At 66.2% G+C, this 19,780-nt stretch carries 18 protein-coding genes; 17 read left to right on the forward strand and 1 reads right to left on the reverse strand.

Annotated elements, in window-relative coordinates; all coding sequences use genetic code 11:
• From IOC69_RS02245 to IOC69_RS02320, 16 genes are all read left to right on the forward strand, one after another.
• Positions 1 to 876, forward strand: a complete 876-nt coding sequence (locus tag IOC69_RS02245; protein ID WP_290541887.1) for an allophanate hydrolase subunit 1 — start codon at positions 1 to 3, stop codon at positions 874 to 876.
• On the forward strand, positions 866 to 1,834 hold the full coding sequence (locus tag IOC69_RS02250; RefSeq protein WP_290541888.1) for a biotin-dependent carboxyltransferase family protein: 969 nt from the start codon (positions 866 to 868) through the stop codon (positions 1,832 to 1,834). The genes IOC69_RS02245 and IOC69_RS02250 overlap by 11 nt, the downstream gene beginning before the upstream one ends.
• Before the next feature lie 91 nt (positions 1,835 to 1,925).
• The gene (locus IOC69_RS02255; RefSeq protein ID WP_290541889.1) at positions 1,926 to 3,716 is read left to right on the forward strand and encodes a hydantoinase B/oxoprolinase family protein; all 1,791 of its coding nucleotides are present in this window, start codon (positions 1,926 to 1,928) and stop codon (positions 3,714 to 3,716) included.
• A gap of 20 nt (positions 3,717 to 3,736) precedes the next feature.
• Positions 3,737 to 5,821 carry a hydantoinase/oxoprolinase family protein gene (locus IOC69_RS02260; protein WP_290541890.1) on the forward strand — a complete coding sequence of 695 codons (2,085 nt, stop codon included), beginning with the start codon at positions 3,737 to 3,739 and terminating at the stop codon, positions 5,819 to 5,821.
• 9 nt (positions 5,822 to 5,830) lie between these two features.
• Positions 5,831 to 6,574, forward strand: coding sequence for an ABC transporter ATP-binding protein (locus tag IOC69_RS02265; RefSeq protein ID WP_290541891.1), 744 nt, complete (start codon positions 5,831 to 5,833; stop codon positions 6,572 to 6,574).
• Positions 6,571 to 7,293, forward strand: coding sequence for an ABC transporter ATP-binding protein (locus tag IOC69_RS02270; RefSeq protein ID WP_290541892.1), 723 nt, complete (start codon positions 6,571 to 6,573; stop codon positions 7,291 to 7,293). The genes IOC69_RS02265 and IOC69_RS02270 overlap by 4 nt, the downstream gene beginning before the upstream one ends.
• A 1-nt stretch (position 7,294) precedes the next feature.
• Positions 7,295 to 8,209 carry a branched-chain amino acid ABC transporter permease gene (locus IOC69_RS02275; RefSeq protein WP_290541893.1) on the forward strand — a complete coding sequence of 305 codons (915 nt, stop codon included), beginning with the start codon at positions 7,295 to 7,297 and terminating at the stop codon, positions 8,207 to 8,209.
• A gap of 2 nt (positions 8,210 to 8,211) precedes the next feature.
• Positions 8,212 to 9,282: a branched-chain amino acid ABC transporter permease gene (locus IOC69_RS02280; protein WP_290541894.1), complete on the forward strand. Its 1,071-nt coding sequence runs from the start codon at positions 8,212 to 8,214 to the stop codon at positions 9,280 to 9,282.
• A gap of 19 nt (positions 9,283 to 9,301) precedes the next feature.
• The gene (locus tag IOC69_RS02285) at positions 9,302 to 10,498 is read left to right on the forward strand and encodes an ABC transporter substrate-binding protein (RefSeq protein WP_290541895.1); all 1,197 of its coding nucleotides are present in this window, start codon (positions 9,302 to 9,304) and stop codon (positions 10,496 to 10,498) included.
• Between the two features lie 193 nt (positions 10,499 to 10,691).
• The gene (locus tag IOC69_RS02290; protein ID WP_290541896.1) at positions 10,692 to 10,907 is read left to right on the forward strand and encodes a hypothetical protein; all 216 of its coding nucleotides are present in this window, start codon (positions 10,692 to 10,694) and stop codon (positions 10,905 to 10,907) included.
• The gene (gene cax / locus IOC69_RS02295; RefSeq protein ID WP_290541897.1) at positions 10,892 to 11,971 is read left to right on the forward strand and encodes a calcium/proton exchanger; all 1,080 of its coding nucleotides are present in this window, start codon (positions 10,892 to 10,894) and stop codon (positions 11,969 to 11,971) included. Before IOC69_RS02290 ends, cax begins: the two co-directional genes overlap by 16 nt.
• Positions 11,972 to 11,982: 11 nt before the next feature.
• Positions 11,983 to 12,645 (forward strand): VIT1/CCC1 transporter family protein, encoded by a 663-nt coding sequence (locus tag IOC69_RS02300; RefSeq protein ID WP_290541898.1) that lies wholly within the window; start codon positions 11,983 to 11,985, stop codon positions 12,643 to 12,645.
• Between the two features lie 238 nt (positions 12,646 to 12,883).
• A complete protein-coding gene (locus IOC69_RS02305) occupies positions 12,884 to 14,551 on the forward strand; it encodes a tetratricopeptide repeat protein (RefSeq protein WP_290541899.1) in 1,668 nt (555 codons plus the stop codon).
• On the forward strand, positions 14,548 to 15,228 hold the full coding sequence (locus IOC69_RS02310; protein WP_290541900.1) for a glycosyltransferase: 681 nt from the start codon (positions 14,548 to 14,550) through the stop codon (positions 15,226 to 15,228). The genes IOC69_RS02305 and IOC69_RS02310 overlap by 4 nt, the downstream gene beginning before the upstream one ends.
• Positions 15,229 to 15,240: 12 nt before the next feature.
• A complete protein-coding gene (locus IOC69_RS02315) occupies positions 15,241 to 17,553 on the forward strand; it encodes a tetratricopeptide repeat protein (protein WP_290541901.1) in 2,313 nt (770 codons plus the stop codon).
• 30 nt (positions 17,554 to 17,583) lie between these two features.
• Positions 17,584 to 18,243: a sulfotransferase family 2 domain-containing protein gene (locus IOC69_RS02320; RefSeq protein WP_290541902.1), complete on the forward strand. Its 660-nt coding sequence runs from the start codon at positions 17,584 to 17,586 to the stop codon at positions 18,241 to 18,243.
• Here IOC69_RS02320 and IOC69_RS02325 read toward each other — a convergent pair.
• Positions 18,201 to 18,878 carry a sulfotransferase family 2 domain-containing protein gene (locus tag IOC69_RS02325; RefSeq protein ID WP_290541903.1) on the reverse strand — a complete coding sequence of 226 codons (678 nt, stop codon included), beginning with the start codon at positions 18,876 to 18,878 and terminating at the stop codon, positions 18,201 to 18,203. The two genes, IOC69_RS02320 and IOC69_RS02325, sit on opposite strands and share 43 nt — an antisense overlap.
• A gap of 152 nt (positions 18,879 to 19,030) precedes the next feature.
• Here IOC69_RS02325 and IOC69_RS02330 point away from each other — a divergent pair, with 152 nt between their 5' ends.
• Complete coding sequence (locus IOC69_RS02330) at positions 19,031 to 19,768, forward strand: hypothetical protein (RefSeq protein ID WP_290541904.1); 738 nt, start codon at positions 19,031 to 19,033, stop codon at positions 19,766 to 19,768.
• The last annotated feature ends 12 nt before the right edge of the window (positions 19,769 to 19,780 follow it).

Consider the following 19,780-nt stretch of genomic DNA (forward strand, 5'->3'; position numbering starts at 1 on the left):
ATGAAGACGCGGTATTCCTATGGAGGCGACGAGCACATCTTCGTCGAGTGCGACGAGGAAATGTCGCTCGAAGCCTTCTTCAAGTCGCTGTCCATGGCGGCGGCGGTCAAGAAGGCCAGGATCAAGGGCGTGACCGAGATATGCCCGGCCAATGCCTCGATGCAGGTGAAGTTCGATCCGGACGTCATCAAGCCCGCCGCCATGCTGAAGGAGCTGAAGGCGATCGAGAAGGCGGCGGCCAGGGCCAAGCCCGTCATCAGGTCGCGCATCATCGAGATCCCGGTGCTCTACAACGACCCGTGGACGCACGAAACGCTGATGCGCTTCCGCGAGCGCCACCAGGACCCGACGTCGACCGACATCGAATACACCGCGCGCATCAACAACCTTGACGGCGTCGACGGCTTCATCAAGGCGCATTCGGGGGTGCCCTGGTTCGTGTCCATGGTGGGCTTCGTGGCGGGACTTCCCTTCCTCTACCAGATGGTGGACCGCAAGCGGCAGATCCAGTCGCCGAAATACCTCCGTCCACGGACGGATACGCCGAAGCTCACCGTGGGCCACGGCGGCTGCTTCGGCTGCATCTATTCGGTGCGCGGCGCGGGCGGCTACCAGATGTTCGGCATCACCCCGGTGCCGATCTATGACCCCAACCAGAAGATCAAGCACCTGAAGGATTTCATGTGCCTGTTCCGGCCGGGCGACATCGTCAGGTGGAAGCCCATCGGCCGCGAGGAATATGACGCCACCGCCGCGGCGGTGGAAAAGGGCAAGTTCAAGCTCAAGATGAAGGACGTGACCTTCGACCTGTCCGAATTCAACAAGGACATGGATGGTTACAACGCCAAGCTGATGGGGGCGCTCAATGGCCGTTAACGTCATCAAGCCGGGCCTTTCCACCACGGTGCAGGATCTGGGCCGCCCGGGCTATTACAACATCGGCATCCCGCTGTCGGGCGGCATGGACCGGCTGGCGCTCAAGGCCGCCAATCTGCTGGTGGGCAACAAGGAAGGGGCCGCGGCGCTCGAGGCCGTGTTCATGGGTCCTGAGCTGAAGTTCACCGAGGATGCCACGGTGGCCGTGACGGGCGCGGAGCTTCCGCCCCGCGTCGACGGGACCCCGCGCGAGACCTGGACCTCCTTCAGGGTGAGGAAGGGCCAGACGCTGTCCTTCGATTTCCTCAAGAAGGGGGCGCGCGCCTATATCGCCATTTCGGGCGGCATCGATGTACCCGCCGTGCTGGGCTCGCGCTCCACCTACACGCTGGGTGCGCTGGGCGGTTTCAAGGGCCGCAAGATCGAGGCCGGCGACAAGCTGCCGGTGGGCAAGGGCCGGGGTGCGAAGGAAGGCCGCGCCATTCCGGAAAAGCTGCGCCGCGCGCCGGGGGCTCCGGCGGAGCTCCGCATGCTGCCGGGCCTCTACTGGCACCGCATCACCGCGGATGCCGGCAAGCATTTCTTCGAGGATATTTGGAAGGTGGCGCCGGAGGCGGACCGCATCGGCTATCGCTTCCGCGGCGGCCGCCCGCTGGAATTCGTTCCGCGCGAGCAGCCCTTCGGGGCGGGCTCGGACCCCTCCAACATCGTCGATGCCTGCTACCCTTACGGCTCGATCCAGGTGCCGGGCGGCACGGAGCCGATCGTGCTCCACCGCGACGCGGTGTCGGGCGGCGGCTATTTCATGGTGGGCACCGTGATCTCCGCCGACATGGACCTGATCGGGCAGCTGCAGCCCCACACGGCGGCGCGCTTCGTCGAGGTGACCATGGCGCAGGCGCTGAAAGCGAGGCGCGACCAGGCGAAGCTCTACGACAGGCTCAAGGCATCGCTCTGATGCAGTCAGCCGCCGGCAGGATAGCGCCCCGTCCCGCACGCCCCGCAGAAGAGAGGACCGCATGATGGCCAAACCGGCACGAAAACCGGCAGTGAGGAAACCGGCCGCGAAACAGCCCGCCGCGGCCAAACCCAGAAAGCCGAAGGTGGACCCCATCACCCTCTCGGTGGTGCGCGGCGTGCTGGAAACCACCCAGCGCGAGATGACGCTGGCGCTGGAAAAGACGGCGCGCTCCTCCGTGTTCAACCTCGCGCATGACTATTCCACCGCGCTGTTCAACGCCAAGCCGGAGATGATCCTGCAGGGCCAGGACATTCCGATCCATCTCGGCTCGCTCATCCCCGCCATGAAGTCGGTCGCCAGGTTTTTCGAGGGCGACATTCACGAGGGCGACCTCATCCTCCACAACGACCCGGCCTTCGGCGGCAGCCACGCCATCGACACCTGCATGTATAAGCCGGTCTTCTACAAGGGCCGCCTCGTCTACTGGACGGTCTGCAAGGGCCATTTGACCGACATCGGCGGCCCGGTGCCCGCGGGCTACAACCCGAACGCCAGGGAGATCTATGCCGAGTGCCTGCGCATTCCGCCGGTGAAGATCTGGGATCGCGGCAAACCGCGCCATGACGTGCTCAACATGATCCTCACCAACATGCGCGCGCGGCGCGACCAGGAGGGCGACTTCAACGCCTTGATCGGCGCCTGCCAGGTGGGCGAGCGCAATCTCATCGCCATGCTCGACAAGTATGGCGAGGAGACGGTGGATGCCTGCATCAACGAACTCCTCGACATGGCCGAACGCCACATGCGCGGCCTCATCAGGACAGTGCCGGACGGCGCTTACGAGGGTGTCGCCATCCTCGAGGACGCGGGCCACGGCTTTGGAGATTTCGAGATCAAGGCAACGGTGACGATCAAGGGCGACAGCTGCCGCATCGCCATCTCGTCGCCGCCGCAGATTCCCTATTTCATCAACTCCTATGAGGGCAACTCGCATTCGGGCGTTTATTTGGGCCTCATGATGTTTGCGGCCCTGCCGCCGCCCTACAACGAGGGCCTCTACCGCTGCGTCTCCGTCGATTTCGGGCCCAAGGGCACGATCTGCAATGCGCGGGAACCAGCGCCTCACATGAACTGCACCACCACGCCGATGGAAACTTTGACCGACGCCGTGCGGCTTGCCTTCGAGAAGGCCATGCCGTCCAGGGTGGCGGCCAGCTGGGGCCATGCCAATGGCCTCAACATTGCCGGCTGGGATTCGCGCACCAACGAGGAATTCGTGACCATGGTGCTCGCCACCATCATCTCGGGCGGCGGCGCCACGCCGCAGCAGGACGGCTGGCACGCGGTGGGGCCTGAATGCTGCTTCGGCGCGCTCACCAGCGGCGATGTGGAGCTGCTTGAATATTCCTATCCGATCATCATCCACAGATATTCCCTGATGACCGACAGCGGCGGCGCGGGGAAATTCCGGGGCGGCTCCGGCACGGCCTGGGAGGTCGAGCCGCTCGACAGGGAAATGCTGTGCATCGGCTTCGGCGAAGGCCGCCGCATCCCCGCCATGGGTGCCGCGGGGGCGGCCTCGAAGGATATCGACTCCAAGGTCGGCCGCGTGATGCTGACGCGCGGCGGCACGCGCGAGGTCAAGCGCACCAACATCATGGAGACGATCAAGCCCGGCGAGACCGTGACCAACATGAACCCGGGAGGCGGCGGTTACGGCAACCCCCATGAACGCCCCATCGAAAAGGTGGTGTGGGACGTCAAGAACGGCCTTGTCTCGATCAGGGGCGCAAGGGAGGATTATGGCGTGGTGATCTCGAACCCGGAAACCCTCGATGTCGACATGGCCGCCACGCGGCGGCTGAGGTCGGCGGCGTAATCGGGAAGGGGGAACGGACCATGCGCACCACCTATCGTCTGGGCATCGATGCAGGCGGCACCTTCACGGACTTCGTCGTCGCCAACCGCAACACCGGCGACGTCAAGCTGTTCAAGACGCTTTCGACCCCATCGGACCCCACCAAGGCCATCGAGAACGGGCTGAAGCTGATCGCCGACGATTTCGGCATCGCGCCGCCGGATCTTGTCTCGGACTGCGATCTGTGCATCAACGGCACCACCGTGGGCCTCAATGCGCTGATCACCCACCGCGGCGGCAAGACCGGCCTCATCTGCACGGCGGGCCATGAGGACTCGATCGAAATCCGCAATGGCCACAAGGAAGACGGCTTCCGCTACGATCCGGAATATCCCGCCGCCACCATGCTGGCGCCGCGTTACCTGAGAAAGGGCGTGCGCGAGCGCGTGCTCTCCGATGGCTCGGTGCGCGTCAGGATGGAAGACGGCGATGTGCGCGCGGCCTGCGAGGTCTTCGCCAGGGAAGGTGTCGAAACCGTCGCCATCTCCTTCGTCTGGTCGGTGCTGAACCCGGAGCATGAGCGCCGCGCCGCCGAAATCGTCCGCAAGATGTTGCCGGACGTCATTCTCACGGTCGGCTCCGAGCTCTATCCGCAGGTGCGCGAATACACCCGCACCTCGACGGCGGTGGTGAATGCCTATCTCGCTCCCGTCATGCGCAAATATGTCAAGGCGGTGGATGGCTATTTCCGCTCGCTGGGGGCGAAGCAGCCGGTGCGCTACTTCCAGTCCAACGGCGGCCTTGCCATCGGCCAGGCGATGACGGACCGTTCCGTCTATGCCATCAACTCAGGCCCCGCGTCAGCACCGCAGGCGGGCCTTTACGTTTCGGCACCCTTCAGGAAGAAGAACGTGATCACGGTCGACATGGGCGGCACCTCCTTCGACATCACGCTGACCAAGGACGGCCAGACCAACCTCAACAAGAATATCGACTTCCTGCGCTACCGGATCGGCGTGCCGATCATCCAGGTTGAAACGCTTGGCGCCGGCGGTGGTTCGGTCGGCTGGATCGATTCGCTGGGCCTCATCCAGGTCGGGCCGCAGTCGGCGGGCTCCGAGCCAGGCCCCGCCTGCTACGGCCGGGGCGGCAGGGAGCCCACGACGTCGGACGCCAATCTCGTGCTGGGCTATCTCAACCCTGACGGCCTCCTGGGCGGCAAGCTGCCGCTTGATCTCGGGAAGGCGAAGGAGGCGATCAGGATCAAGGTGGCGGACAAGCTCGGCATCACGGTCGAGCGCGCGGCCTATGGCATGTACACCATCGTCAACAACAACATGGTGAACGGCATCCGCCGCGTTTCGGTGGAGCGCGGCTATGACCCGCGCGACTTCGTGCTGGTGGGAGCGGGCGGCGCCACCGCCGCGCACATCACCGCACTCGCCCGCGAGATGGGGATCGACACCATCATCCTGCCGAAGCTCGCCTCCGGCCTCTGCGCCTTCGGCCAGATCATCTCGGACGTGAAGTATAATTACATGGCCACGGCGCCCTTGAGGCTCGACAATGCCGCCGCCTGCAAGCGCATCGACACGCTGTTCGGCGAGATCGAGAAGCAGGGCGTGGCGCATCTGAAGGCTGACGGCTTCAAGGCCGGCCAGATCGGCGTGAAGCGCAGCCTCGACATGCGCTATGTCGGCCAGGTGCATGAATGCACGGTGGACATCGGCACATTCCCGATCAACGAAAAGACCATCGGGAAGGTGAAGGACGCCTTCCACCGCCGCCACGAGGAGCTCTATACCTATTCCGAGCGCCACAATGCGGTGGAGGTGGTGAATATCGAATCCACGCTTTATGGCCGCATCGACAAGCCCAAGGCGCCGAAGCTGAAGACGGGAACGCCTGTTTCCAAGGCGCTGAAGGGCCACCGCAAGGCGATCTTCGAGGCGTCGGGAAAATCAACCAGGACGCCGATCTATGATGGCGCCAGGCTGGGCGCGGGCGCGCGCCTCCCGGGTCCCGCCATCATCGAGGAGGTGACGACCACCATCGTCATCGAGCCGGGCTGGACCGCGACGCTCGATGCCAGCGGCTCCTACGTCATCACGCGCAAGAAGAAGTAACCGGGGGTCATGGTCCAGTCGCTGTCCGCATCGGACGTTTCCGTTTCCTTCGAGGGGCTCCGCGCCCTCTCGAACGTGACGCTGGACGTGCCGCGCGGGCAGGTGACGGGCCTGATCGGGCCCAATGGCGCGGGCAAGACCACGCTCGTCAACGTGCTCACCGGCTTCCAGAAGCCGGCCGGCGGAACGGTGAGCCTCGATGGCGAGAGCATCGGCGGCGTTCCGCCCCACCAGGTGCGGCGGAAGGGCATTGCCCGGACCTTCCAGTCGGGCCGGCTCTTTGCCGATCTCTCGGTGCTCGACAATCTGGAGGTGACGGGGGTTGGCCTCGGCCTCTCCCGCCGCGAGGCCGCGAGGAAGGCGGACCGGATGCTGGAGTGGATCGGCATCCCGCACCTGGCCGAGCGCGCCGCGGGCGGGCTTCCCTATACGGATGAACGCCGCGCCGCCATCGGCCGCGCGCTGATGCTGGGGCCGAAATACCTGCTCCTCGACGAGCCCGCCGCCGGAATGTCGGCGGACGAGGCCAATGATCTCGCAGCGCTGATCCGCCGTGTTGTCGCCGAGGTCAAGTGCGGCGTTCTTCTCATCGAACACAATATCGGCCTGGTGCTCACCGTCTGCGACCATATCCATGTTCTGGACTCCGGCGAGGTGATCGAGGCCGGGCCGCCCGCCTCGATCAAGGCGTCCGAGCGCGTGCGCCATGCCTATATGGGCACCCAGGCCGAAGCGGAAGGAGCGGTGCTGTGAGCCTTCTCTCCGTCGAGAATATCTCCGTCCGCTATGGCCAGCTCACCGCGCTGCGCAAGGCCTCGATCAAGGTCGACGAGGGCGAGACGTTGTTCGTGACCGGCCCCAATGGCGCGGGCAAGTCGACGCTGCTCAAGGCCATCGCCGGCGCCGTTGCCCCGCGCGAGGGCTTCATCCGGTTCGCCGGGCGGCAGATTGCCGGCAGGGCGCCGGAGGATATCGCGCGGCTCGGCTTCTCCATGGTGCCGGAAGGCCGCGACGTGTTCGGCGGCCTCACCATCGAGGAGAATCTGCGGCTTGGCGCCGGCATGCGCGCCGACAAGGACCAGGCGGCGAAGGATTTGGAGCAGGTCTATTCCGTCTTTCCCATCCTCAGGGACCGCAAGGACCGGCAGGCGGGCGTGCTTTCGGGCGGCCAGCAGCAGATGCTGGCGATCGGCCGCGCCCTGATGGCGGGCCCCCGCCTCATCGCCATCGACGAGCCGTCGCTGGGCCTCGCCCCCAAGGTTATCGACGATGTCTATGCAACCCTCGTCCGCCTGCGCGACAGCCGCGGCCTCACGCTGCTCATCGTCGAGCAGAGCGCCACGCGGGCAAGCCTCACCGGCGGCCGCATGGTGCTGATGCGCTCCGGCGGGGTGGCGCTCGAAGGCGACGCGCGCGAACTCGTCAGGGGCGATGCGCTGCGCCAGGCCTATTTCGGCTATGGGGAGCATTGAGATGACGGCGCTGCTCCAGATCCTCTTCGATGCGCTGAGCCTCGGCAGCCTCTATGCGCTGGGTGCGCTCGGCATCGCGCTGATCTTCGGCGTCATGCGGCTCGTCAACTTCGCCCATGGCGACTACATCGCCTTCTGCGTCTTCGCCATGCTGTGGCCGTCGATCGACGCCGCCGCCATCGTTTTCGCCGGCAACCTGCCGACCGTCATTCTCGTGCCCTTCATCCTCGCGGTGGGGGCGGGGCTGTCGGTCCTCTCCGAGATCGTGGTGTTCCGCCGCTTCCGCAACGCCAATCCCGCCACCATGATGATCGCCTCCTTCGCGCTGGGCTTCGTCATCAAATATTTCCTGCTGATGCTCTATTCGAGCCGCCCGAAGTCGATCGACCTGTGGTCCAACCTCACCCGGCAGATCGAGATCGCCGGCGCGCGCATCCCGCCCCTGCAGGTCATCACCATCGGCGTCACCATCGTCATCCTCATCGCCCTCACCGCCTTCCTGAAGCGCACCCGCTTCGGCCTCGAGATGCGCGCCGCGGCGGAGAACTTCACCATGGCGCGCATGCTGGGCGTCAGGGCGAACCGCGTCATCATGCTGGCCTTCGCGGTCAGCGGCATGCTGGCCGCCGCGGTCGGCCTCATCCTCGTCACCCAGACGGGCACCGTCGATATCCAGATGGGCGCCAACTTGATGCTGGTCGCTTTTGTCGCCACCGTCATCGGCGGGCTGGGCAGCCTGCCCGGCGCGGTGCTGGCGGGCTATCTCATCGGCGCGGCCACCGTCATCATGCAGGTTGTCCTGCCGCCGGACGCGCGGCCCTTCCGCGATGCCTTCGTCTATGGCGCGGTCATCGTCATGCTCATCTGGCGGCCGAACGGTTTGTTCGCCTCCAGGGCCGCAAAGCAGAGAGTGTGAGCATGGCCGGCCGCCCCTCGATCCTCGCCCGCACCTGGACCACGCCGGTCATCCTCATCATCATCCTCGCCGCGCTGCAGCTTGCGGCGTTGGCGGTGGGTTCGGGGCCGTTCAACCAGACCATCATCGAAATCTTCATCCGCGTGGTGCTGGTGGTGGGGCTCTATGTCTTCATCGGCAATTCCGGCGTCATCAGCTTTGGCCACATCGGCTTCACCTGCCTCGGCGCCTATATGACGGCCTGGCTCACCATGCTGCCAGCCATCAAGAAGTCGAAGCTCAAGGGCCTGCCCGACATCATCCTCGACAACAAGCTGGCCTATGGCTGGGGCCTGCTGGCCGCGGTGATCTTCGCGGGCCTTGCCGCCTTTGTCGCCGGCAAGGTGCTGATGCGGCTTTCTGGCATCGCCGCCTCGATCGCCACCTTCGCGGTGCTGGCCGTGATCATCCAGGTCTATTCCAACTGGGACAGCGTCACGGGGGCGCAAAGCTCCGTCGTCGGCATCCCCATCGTGCGCGTGGTCTGGCCCTATTTCCTCTGCGCCGGCGCGGCGGTGCTGGTGGCCTATGCCCACCAGATCTCGCGTTCGGGCCTGGCGCTCCGCGCGGCGCGCGACGAGGCCACGGCGGCGGCCGCCTCGGGCGTCGACATCCCGCGCGAGCGGCTCGTCGCCTTCACCATTTCGGGCGGCATCATGGGCCTCGGCGGCGCGCTGTTTGCCCATTCGGTGGGCGTCGTGACGCCCGACACCTTCTATCTCGGCCTCACCTTCATCACGCTCTCGATGCTCGTGGTCGGCGGCATGAATTCGCTGTCGGGCGCGGTGCTGGGCGTCGTCATCCTCTCCATCATCATCCAGCTCCTGCGCTGGATGGAGAAGGGAGTGGATATCGGCGGCGCCAGCTTCGCCCTGCCGCTGGGCGTGCAGGAAATCGCCATCGGCGCCGTCATGATCGTGATACTGATGTACCGGCCCGCCGGCCTCACGCGGAACCGTGAGCTGGTCTGGCCGCCGCGCAAGCTTTCGCCGGAGGGCAGGCCAGCTGCCCCGGCGGATGGGAAGACTGCATAAACTCAAAAGGAGGACGTCAATGAAGAGCTTTCTGCAACTGGGACTGGGCGCCGCGCTTGGCGCGCTGATGCTCGCGGCGCCGGCGGCCATGGCCGCCGGCGACAAGATCGTCGTGGGCTTCGCCACGGCGCAATCGGGCTTCATGCAGGCTTATGACAAGCCCGCGGAAGATGCCGCCCGCATCCGCATCGATGAGATCAACAAGGCCGGCGGCCTGCTCGGCAAGCAGATCGAGATCGTCGCCGCCGACACCAAGACCGACCGCGCCGAGGGCGCCAAGGCCGGCCTCGAGGTGATCGACAAGGGCGCCGACCTGGTGGTCGTCTCCTGCGACTATGACTTCGGCGCGCCGGCGGCGCTCGCCGCGGAAGCCGCGGGCAAGGTCTCCTTCTTCCTCTGCGCCGAATCGGTCAAGGCCGGCATTCAGGGCGTGGGCCCGCATTCCTTCTCGGCCTCGGTGCTCGCGGCAGTGCAGGGCGCCACCATGGCGGAATGGGCCTATAACAAGAAGAACGCCCGCACCTTCTACCGCCTGCTCGACACGTGGACCGAGTATAACAAGGGCATCTGCGACGGCTTCGACTGGCAATTGCCGAAGCTGAAGGATGCCAGGCTCGTTGGCGAGGACACCTTCAAGAACGATGACGCCTCGATCGCGGCGCAGATCACCCGCATCAAGAGCCTGCCGCAGGAGCCGGACGCCATCATGCTCTGCACCATGATGCCGGGCGGCGTTTCGGCCGTGAAGCAGATCCGCGCCGCCGGCATCAAGTCGATGATCCTCAACGGCTCCGGCATGTCCGGCAGCTACTGGCTCTCGGCCACGCCGGATCTCTCGAACTTCTTCGTGCCCGACCAGGGCTCGGTCCATGGCGATGACCCGAACCCCAAGGTCAACGAGTTCAACGCCATGTACAAGGCGGCAACGGGCTCCGATCCGTCCAGCCAGTATGTTTATCCGGGCTATGTGATGATCGACGTCTGGGCCAAGGCCGTCGAGCGCGCCAAGTCGACCGACGCCGATGCGGTCGTGGCCGAACTCGAGAAGATGAAGGACGAGCCGACCCTCTTTGGTCCGCGCACCTTCACGGCCGAACTGCATCACCAGAACAAGGGCCGCTACCTGATCACCGCCGTCGAAAACGGCAAGGCCCGTGTGGTGGACGAGTGGACGATCTCGGAGCCGATCCCGGTCGACTATCTCGCCAGCAAGTAAGCCCGCACAATCAAGCGAGGCGGCCGCCCGGGCGGCCGTCTTGCCTTCGGCGCATGTTCCGTTCAGGCGGAACCGCCTGGACGGAACACGCGCCAGATCAAAAGCCTGAGCATGATCTTATCGGAAAACCGGTTCCACTTTTGCGGATCATACTCTAACATAAGCCCATGCGGGCACGTCGAAAACTTTCGCCATGCTGACCGGCATCGGAGCCGCCCTGCCGAGCCAGAGCCTGACGCCGGAGCGCATCATGCTGAACCTGCCGCGCTTTTCGGCGCGCGAGGGAGTGGCCCATGAGATGCCGTCCTGTCTTGACGGATCAACAGCCATACGCATCCGCCGGTGCGGGGGCCTGGGCCCGGAGACCATGGTGACCGTCAGGAAGGAAAGCACATGGGCACTCTGCTGAAGGCCGTTCGCGGCAACCGGGTGCTGTGGCTTCTGCCGGCGGTTCCAGCCCCGCTCATCGCGGAAGCCACGGCACCCTCTGCCCATACGCTGACCTTTCTTCTCGCCATTCTCGCCATCGTGCCGCTGGCCGCACTGCTGAGCCTTGCCACCGAACAGGTGGCGGCGCGCACCGGCGACGCCATCGGAGGGCTGCTCAACGCCACGCTGGGCAACCTCACCGAACTGCTGATCGCGCTCGCCGCTTTGCGGGCGGGCGAATATCTGCTGGTGAAGGCGACGATCGCCGGCGCCATCGTCGCCAACGCGCTGTTCATGACCGGCATGTGCTTTCTGCTCGGCGGGCTGCGCCACCATGTGCAGGATTTCAACAGCGCGAGCACGCGGCTGCAGGTGGGGCTGCTGTTTCTCGCCGCTTTCGGCATGATGGCGCCCTCCGCGCTCGCCGGCATGGACCAGCAGACGCTGCCGCCCGCGCTCAGCCCCGCCATCGCGGTCATCCTGCTGGCGACCTATGGCTTCAGCCTGGTGTTCACGCTCGGCACGCACCGCGCCTATTTTTCCGCCGCCGCGCATGAGGCGGAAGAGGGCGGGGCGTGGCCGCTGGGGCCCGCCATCGGCGTGCTGCTCGGGGCCACGGTCGCGGTGGCGCTGGTGAGCGAGGTGTTCGTCGCCTCGCTGACCGGCGCGTCGGCGGAACTTGGCCTGTCGCCGGCCTTCGTGGGTTTCGTGGTGGTGGCGATTGTCGGCGCGGCGGCCGAGATGACGGCCGCCTTCAGCGCGGCGCGCAAGAACCGGCTCGACCTCAGCCTCGGCATTTCCTTCGGCAGCGCCGCGCAGATCGCGCTGTTCGTGGCCCCGGTGCTGGTGCTGCTCAGCCATGTGCTTGGCCCCTCTCCCATGTCGTTGCAGTTCTGGCCCGGCGCGGTGGTGATGATCCTCGTCGCCACGCTCACCGCGGCGCTGACCACGGCGGGCGGCCATGCCGCGTGGTTTCTCGGCCTGCTGATGCTGATGATCTATGCGATCTTCGCGGTGACGCTCTATGTCATGCCGCCCGTGTGAGGCTCCCGGCGATGCCTGAAGCCGCCCCGCCGCCCCGCAACCCCGTGCTCGAACCCGGCGAGCGGCTGGCCGAAATCCTGTTCGGCCTGATCATGGTGATGAGCTTCACCGGATCGCTGAGCGTTGCCACGGCGGACCGCGGCGAGGTGCGGGTGATGCTGATCGCGGCGTTCGGCTGCAACATCGCCTGGGGACTGATCGACGCCATCATGTTCGTGATGGCGCGGCTGAACGGCCGCGGCGGCGACCGCAAAACGGTGCTGGCGGTGAAGCGGGCGCGCAGCCATGCCGAGGCGCGCGCCCTGATCCGCGACAACCTGCCGCCGCTGGTGAGCGGCGAGCTGACGGACGAGATGACGGACCGCATCCGCCAGCGCATCGCGGAGCTGCCGCTCGAATCGACAGCGCCGCCGGTGGCGCGCGACGACCTGCGCGGCGCTTTCAGCGTGTTCCTGATCGTGGTCGCCTCCACCTTTCCGGTGATCCTGCCGTTCGTGTTCATGTCCGACCTCGCGTCGGCGATGCGGGTGTCGAACGCCATCGGCCTCGCCATGCTGGCGCTGATCGGCCATGCCTATGGGCGGGCCTCGGGCTTTTCCCCGTGGTGGACGGCGGGCGCCATGGTGATCCTCGGCGCGGCGCTGGTGGCGCTCACCATCGCGCTTGGCGGCTGAAGCACGATCCGCAAAAGCGGACCCCACTTTTGCGATAAGATCATGCTCAGGCTTCTGATCTGGCGCATGTTCCGCCCAGGCGGTTCCGCCTGAACGGTACAGGCGCTATCTCTATGTTTGGTCGCATTTTCGACGGTCAACCGGTGTCCACTTGACCTGAAAATGCTTTAGACGCTGTTCGTCGGGGGATGGTAAAGAACTCCGCAACACCGCCGCATGAAGGACCGAAGCCAACAACGTGGCCGCGCCGAACGACATCTTCCGCAAGGCCCTGGCGCTGCATCAGGGCGGCGTGCTTGCCCCGGCACAGGCGCTCTATGCGCAGGTGCTGGCGCTGGACCCGCGGCACTTCGACAGCCTGCACCTGATGGGCCTCGCCCTCGTCCAGTCGGGCGAGGCGGCGAAGGGCGTCGAGCTGATCCGCCGCGCCATCGCGCTGCGGCCGGGCTTCGCCGAGGCGCATTACAATCTCGGCAATGCGCTGCTGACGCTGGGGCGGCCCGCCGAGGCGCTGGAGAGCCTGCGCCAGGCGCTGGCCCTCAAGCCCGGTGACGCGCAGTGTCACCTTGAGGCCGGGAATGCGCTGAAGGACCTGAAGCGCGGCGAGGAGGCAATTGCCGCCTATGACGTTGCGCTGCGGCTGGACCCGCGGCTGGCGGAAGCGCACAACAACCGCGGCATCGCGCTCAGGGACGGGGGCCGGCCGGATGAGGCGCTGGCGGACTACGATGCGGCGCTCAGGCTCCGCCCGCGCTATGCGGAGGCGCACAGCAACCGCGGCAATGCGCTGAAGGAGCTGGGCAGGCTGGAGGAGGCGCTGGCCTGCCATGACCGGGCCATCGCTTTGCGCCCGGCCTATGCGGAAGCGCATTACAACCGGGCCAATGCGCTGGCTGAGATGGGGCGTTCCGACGCGGCGCTGGAGAGCTTTGACGCGGCGCTGCGGCTGCGCCCCGATTATGCCGAGGCGCAGCACAACAAGGCCCAGCTGCTGCTTGGTCTGGGGCGCTTCGGCGAGGGTTTCGGCCTTTATCATTGGCGCTGGAAGAGCCCGGCCTTCTCCAGCGCCAGGCCGCCGCTTGCGCTGCCCGCGTGGGACGGCCGCGCGGACGGCCCCGTGTTGCTGTGGGGCGAACAGGGGATCGGCGACGAAATCCTCCATGCCTCGCTGCTGTCACTGCTGCCGGAGGGGCTCAGTGCCACGCTGGCGGTGGACCGGCGGCTCCTCGCCATTTTCCGGCGCTCGTTTCCGCAGGTGCGGGTCATCGATGGCGCGCTGCCGCCCGAAGGGCATTTCACCGCGCAGGCGGCGCTGGGCGACCTCGGCCACCTGCTGCACGCCGATGCGGCGCGGATTGCGGCGCGGCGCATGCCGTTCCTGAGGGCCGACGCGGCGCGGCGCGATGGGCTGCGGCTGGACAATCCGTTCCTCGCCAGGCGGCCGGTGTGCGGCCTGTCGTGGAAGAGCGCCAACAAGAAGTTCGGCGCCGAAAAGAGCCTGCGCCTGATCGACCTCGCCCCGCTCATCGCCACCCCCGGCATGAGTTTCGTGAACCTGCAGTATGGCGAGGTGGAGGATGAGATCGCCGAGGTGCGCGCCGCACTGGGCGTGAGCGTGCATCAGGGCGAAGGGCTCGACGTGTTCAATGACATCGACGGGCTCCTCGCCCTCGTCGATCTCTGCGATGCGGTGCTGACCACCTCCAACGTCACGGCGCATCTGGCGGGCGCGCTGGCGAAACGGGGCGTGGTGCTGGCGCCTTCCGGCAAGGGCTGCCTGTGGTATTGGCAGGGCGGACCCAACGACCTATGGTATCCCAGCCTGCGGCGCATCGCCCAGGACAGGGCCGGGCAATGGCAGGCCGCCATCCGCATGGCCGCCACGGCGATAAAGGACAGTCCATGACAGAGCGCGTCAATCTCATCGTCGGCTTCGACCAGCGCGAGGCCATTGCCTATCACGTGTTCTGCCAGAGCGTGATCGAGAAGGCGAGCCTGCCGGTGCAGTTCATGCCGCTCAATCCGCAGGCCATCGCGGGCTACACCGAGCGCCACCGCGACGGCAGCAATGTGTTCATCTATACGCGTTTCCTGACGCCCTATCTGATGGGCTATCAGGGCTGGGCGATCTTCGCCGACGGCGACATGGTGTGCAACGCCGACATCGCCGGGCTGTGGCGGCTGCGCGACCCTTCGAAAGCGGTGATGGTGGCCAAGCACGACTACAAGACCAAGGCCGCGACCAAGTATCTCGGCAACAGGAACGAGAATTATCCGCGCAAGAACTGGTCCAGCGTCATCCTGTGGAACTGCGCGCATCCCGCCAACCGCCAGCTCGACCCCGGCTTCGTCGAGAGCAAGGACGGCGCTTATCTTCACCGCTTCACCTGGCTCGGCGACGGGCTGATCGGCGAGATCCCGAAGGAATGGAACTGGCTCGCCATCGAGTATGACGCCAATCCGGCGGCCAAGCTGGTGCATTATACGCTCGGCACGCCATGCTTCGCCGGCTACCGCGACACGGACATGGCGGAGCTCTGGCACGGGGCGCTCGGCCGCGCCGAGGAAGGCCTGGGAAAATAGGCTTATCCGCTGATGTCCAACACGCTCATCAGGCTGCGCCGGGCGGTGGGGCTGCTCGAGGCGGGCGACTTTGCCGGCGCCATTGGCGTGGCGCGGACGGTCCTGCTGGCGGAGCCGCGCAATTTCGATGCCTTGCACATCGTGGCGCTGGCGGGCTTGCGCCGCGGCGAGCCCGACACCGCGCTGGCGCACATCGAAAAGGCGCTGAGCGTGCGGCGCGACATGGACGGGGCCTTCAACACCCATGGCATGATCCTGCGCGCGCTCGGCCGCCTGGACGAGGCGGCGGAGGCCCTCGGCAAGGCGGTGAAGCTCAATCCGAAATCGCGCGAGGCGCATTACAACCTCGGCAACTGCCTCCAGGACCTCGGCAGGCCTGCCGCCGCCCTCGAACGCTATGACGCGGCGCTCAGGCTCGACCCGTCCATGCTCATGGCGTGGAACAACCGCGGCCTCGCGTTGCGCCGGCTGGGGCGCGGCGCGGAGGCGGTGGCAAGCTTCGGCGAGGCGATCCGCCGCGCCGCCTCCTTCGCGCCGGCCTATTCCAACCGCGGCGATGCGCTGGCGGCGCTGGGCCGGCGCGACGAGGCCATCGCCGATTATGACCGCGCCATCGCGCTCAAGCCCGATTTCGCCGAAGCCCATTGCAACCGCGCCAACGCGCTGATGGAACAGGGCGAGACGGCGGCGGCGATCGCCGGCTATGACCGCACGCTGGCGGTGGCGCCGCGCTTCTTTCAGGCGCAGATGGGCCGCGGCATCGCCCTGGCCGCCCTGGGGCGCCCCGCGGAGGCGGAGGAGTGGATCCGCCGCGCCGCCGCCCTCGAGCCAGGCTCCGCCGAGGCGCAGTACAATCTCGGCAAGCTGCTCCGCGAGCAGGGGCGGCCCGGGGAGGCGTTGGCGGCCTATGACCGGGCCATCGCCAGCAATCCCGGCCATGCCGAATCGCACGGCAACCGCGGCACCGCGCTGAAGGAGCTGGGCCGGATGGACGAGGCGCTGGACAGCCTTGACCGCGCCATCGCGCTCAACCCCGATTTCGCCGAGGCCCACAGCAACCGCGGCAATGTGCTGGCCGAGCTGATGCGCTTCGAGGCGGCGCTGGCCGCTCACGACAGGGCCGTGGCGCTGCAGCCGCAGGCCGCCGAATTCCATGTCAACCGCGGCGGCGCGCTGAAGGAGATGAACCGCCTGGAGGAGTCGCTGGCCTGTTTCGACCGGGCCATCGCGCTCCGGCCGGACTATGCCGAGGCCTATTCCAACCGCGGCAACGTGCTGCGCGAGCTGGGCCGGCTCGACGAGGCGCATGCGAGTTTCGACCGCGCCATCGCGCTCAGCCCCGGCGCGGACGCGATGCGCTACAACAAATCGATTTTGGCCCTCGAGTCGCAGGACCTGGCGCTTGGCTTCGCGCTCTACCGCACCCGCTGGAACACGCCGGACTTGTTGGGGCAAAGGCCGCGCAGCGCAATACCCGGCTGGGACGGCAGCGCGCCCGGCGGGCCACTGCTGCTGTGGGGCGAGCAGGGGGTCGGCGACGAGGTCTTTTATGCCTCGCTGCTGTCGCTGCTCGATCCGGGCCTGTCCGCCATCACCGTGGCGGCGGACCGGAGGCTCCACCCGATCTTCCGCCGGTCCTTCCCGGGCCTGTCGCTGTGCGACCGCGCGGAGATGCGCGAGGAGATTGCCGGCGATTTCGCCGCGCAGGCCCCGCTGGGCGATCTCGGGCACCTGCTCGGCGTGGATGCCGCGGCGCGCGCCCGGCGGCGCATGCCCTATCTCATCGCCTCGCCGGAGCGGCGGCGGCAGCTGCTCGCCGATAACCCGGTTCTCGTCAGGCGGCCGGTCTGCGGCCTGTCGTGGAAGAGCGCCAACAAGAAGATAGGCCCGAAAAAGAGCCTGCGCCTGATTGACCTCGCCCCGCTCATCGCCACCCCCGGCATGAGTTTCGTGAACCTGCAGTATGGCGAGGTGGAGGATGAGATTGCCGAGGTGCGCGCGGCACTGGGCGTGAGCGTGCATCGGGCCGAAGGACTCGACGTGTTCAATGACATCGACGGGCTCCTCGCCCTCATCGATCTCTGCGATACGGTGCTGACCACCTCCAACGTCACGGCGCATCTGGCGGGCGCGCTGGCGAAACAGGGCGTGGTGCTGGCCCCCGTTGGCAGTGGCCGCCTGTGGTACTGGGGCGGCGAGCGGCAGAGCCTGTGGTATCCGAGCCTCACCCTCGTCCACCAGCAGCGCATCGGCGGGTGGGACGCGGCGCTGGCCGAGGCCTGCCCCCTGATCCGCGGCCTCGACGCGGCGCGTCTTGTGCTCTAGACGTGCCGGTGACACAACGGAAGCGCCGGAATGCCGCTCTACCAGTACCGCAAGGACCCGTTCGAAAGGACCTTCCTGTTCATCCACGTGCCCAAGACGGGGGGCACGGCAATTGAGACTTTTTTCCGCGGCGTGGGCCTTGCCGGCTATTTCGATCCGCCCGCCTATGCGCCGGTGCGGCCCTACATCAAGGTGCCTCCGGCGCATTACGACTATGAGGTGCTGAGCCGCCTGTTCGAGCTCGATCGTCTTTACAGCTTCGCCATCGTGCGCGATCCGGTGAGGCGGATGGTGTCGCAGTATAAGTGGGCGGCCGAGAAATCCACCCAGGCGGAGACGATAGCGAAGATGGATTTCGGAAGCTTTCTGCGCCTCATGTTCGCCGAATACCGCCGCGACGAAAACGTCGCCGCCGGGCATTTCAAGCCGCAGGTGCGCTTCGTGGGCGCCAAGGTGACGAAGATTTTCAGGTACGAGGCCGGGCTCGAGACAATCATCCGCCAGGTGCTGGAGGATGTCGGCTTCAAGCCGCAGGGCGAACTGAGGCTGCCGATGGTGAACACATCATCGGCGCGCAAGGTGGAGCCGACCGCCGCCGACATCGCGCTGATCCGCGACGTCTATGCCGAGGACTGCAAGGCCTTCGGCTATGACGCGGGTCCGCCACCGAACGATGCGATGAAGGCGTAATCTGCTGCATAGACCTCACGGATGAAGTCGAGATGCCTCGGCGCGAGATCGTTGGGGGTGATGAGTTGCGCCGATTTGTTGCGGTGTTGGAGCGGGCTTTTCAAACTGGCCTTGGCCTGGATCTCCGGAAACCGGTTCTTGAGCCGTTCGAGCATGAACAGGTCCTTCACCATGACCCCGCCATCGGGTGCGGTCACGAAATCGACTTGCGGGCGGACGAAGTGGAAATGGTTGCTCGCCGCATTCTGCTGTTCGGGGCCAGCGTTGCCGCACGCCAACTGGCGCGCCAGCCACTTGAACAGGAATGTGTCGACATCGATGGGCCGCTGGTCAGGGCCGGCGATGCGGAGATAGTTGTAGAGCGACAAGGCGCGGGCGGCGGGATCGCGCAGCACGGCGAAGGAATAATAGGACGCGAAGAGTTCGGGGCTCAGATAACAGTAGCTGGCATAGTCCCGCGCCAGCAGATGGGCGAGCCGCGGCGGGCCGAGGCGCGGATCGTCATTGGGCCGCAACAGCAGGGGCGCGCGCAGCTCCCAGCTGAGGCCAAGATCGGTGAGGAAGGCCTGTTCGACGCTCTGGCCGCCGCATTTGGGAATGTGGACGAAGACCGTGCGGTGAAAATGGGAAATCACGACAAAACTCTCTTGGCATGAAGGAAGGATGCTAGGTGAGGGACGCGGCGGACGCAATCGCGATTGCCGGTCGGGACGCTGCCGACCCGGCTGAAATCGGGCTGGCGGTTTGCGGGCGGGTTCAGTAAAGAAATGCTGGCCTTTAGGACTTCGTGGCCAACGCCATACCGCGCGTGGCGCTGAGAGTGGGACCCATGCACGACTTCGGCAAGATCGTCTATCTGGACCTTCAGAAGACCGGCAGCAACTTCGTCTCGCAGTTCCTGAGGGCGGCCTGCATCCATCCCGAGAGGGGCCTCCAAAAGCACAGCTGGGTCGACGCGGACTACCGGGAAGACAGCATCTATTTCATCACCGTCCGCCAGCCGGTGATGCTCTACTCCTCCCTCTACCGCTTCGGCCTGGACCAGCGTGGCGGCGTCTATGTCAATCTCAGGGTTGCCGGCATGCTGTCGGTCTATTCCTCCTTCGAGACCTTCACCGACTTCCTGCTCGATCCGGCGAATGCCGTCTTTCTGCACCCGCACTATGACCGCAGGATTGCTGAGGAGATGGGGTTCATGTCGTTCCGCTTCCTGCTGCTCAACCTGCAGGCCCCTGTGGGCAGGATCGGGCGCTGCGTGGAACAGGGACAGCCGCTGTCCAGCCTGATGCAGCAGTCGATCATCAACCATGTGCTGAAGAACGAAAGCCTAAACTTCGATCTGCTGCGGCTGAGCACCGAAACGCTGCCTGAGCATTTCGACCGGGACAGGGCACGCGCCTTCCTTGCTGCCGCGCCACGCGCCAACCCGAGCAAGATGGCAGCGGACGCGCTGCGCATCGAGTCCCGCGAGCTGCTTGACCGCGTGGCGGCGCGCGAACAGCTGCTCATGACCTGTTATCCATGAACGCCGCCATGC

This window comes from Aestuariivirga sp., from assembly GCF_020252405.1.
Lineage (GTDB): Bacteria > Pseudomonadota > Alphaproteobacteria > Rhizobiales > Aestuariivirgaceae > Aestuariivirga.

Coding starts and splice junctions, on each gene's coding strand:
- IOC69_RS02265 (WP_290541891.1), top strand. CDS start 5,831: ATGGTCCAGTCGCTGTCCGCATCGGACGTTTCCGTTTCCTTCGAGGGG.
- IOC69_RS02280 (WP_290541894.1), top strand. CDS start 8,212: ATGGCCGGCCGCCCCTCGATCCTCGCCCGCACCTGGACCACGCCGGTC.
- IOC69_RS02315 (WP_290541901.1), top strand. CDS start 15,241: ATGTCCAACACGCTCATCAGGCTGCGCCGGGCGGTGGGGCTGCTCGAG.
- IOC69_RS02300 (WP_290541898.1), top strand. CDS start 11,983: ATGCCTGAAGCCGCCCCGCCGCCCCGCAACCCCGTGCTCGAACCCGGC.
- IOC69_RS02290 (WP_290541896.1), top strand. CDS start 10,692: ATGCTGACCGGCATCGGAGCCGCCCTGCCGAGCCAGAGCCTGACGCCG.
- IOC69_RS02250 (WP_290541888.1), top strand. CDS start 866: ATGGCCGTTAACGTCATCAAGCCGGGCCTTTCCACCACGGTGCAGGAT.
- IOC69_RS02320 (WP_290541902.1), top strand. CDS start 17,584: ATGCCGCTCTACCAGTACCGCAAGGACCCGTTCGAAAGGACCTTCCTG.
- IOC69_RS02275 (WP_290541893.1), top strand. CDS start 7,295: ATGACGGCGCTGCTCCAGATCCTCTTCGATGCGCTGAGCCTCGGCAGC.
- IOC69_RS02245 (WP_290541887.1), top strand. CDS start 1: ATGAAGACGCGGTATTCCTATGGAGGCGACGAGCACATCTTCGTCGAG.
- IOC69_RS02310 (WP_290541900.1), top strand. CDS start 14,548: ATGACAGAGCGCGTCAATCTCATCGTCGGCTTCGACCAGCGCGAGGCC.
- IOC69_RS02260 (WP_290541890.1), top strand. CDS start 3,737: ATGCGCACCACCTATCGTCTGGGCATCGATGCAGGCGGCACCTTCACG.
- cax (WP_290541897.1), top strand. CDS start 10,892: ATGGGCACTCTGCTGAAGGCCGTTCGCGGCAACCGGGTGCTGTGGCTT.
- IOC69_RS02285 (WP_290541895.1), top strand. CDS start 9,302: ATGAAGAGCTTTCTGCAACTGGGACTGGGCGCCGCGCTTGGCGCGCTG.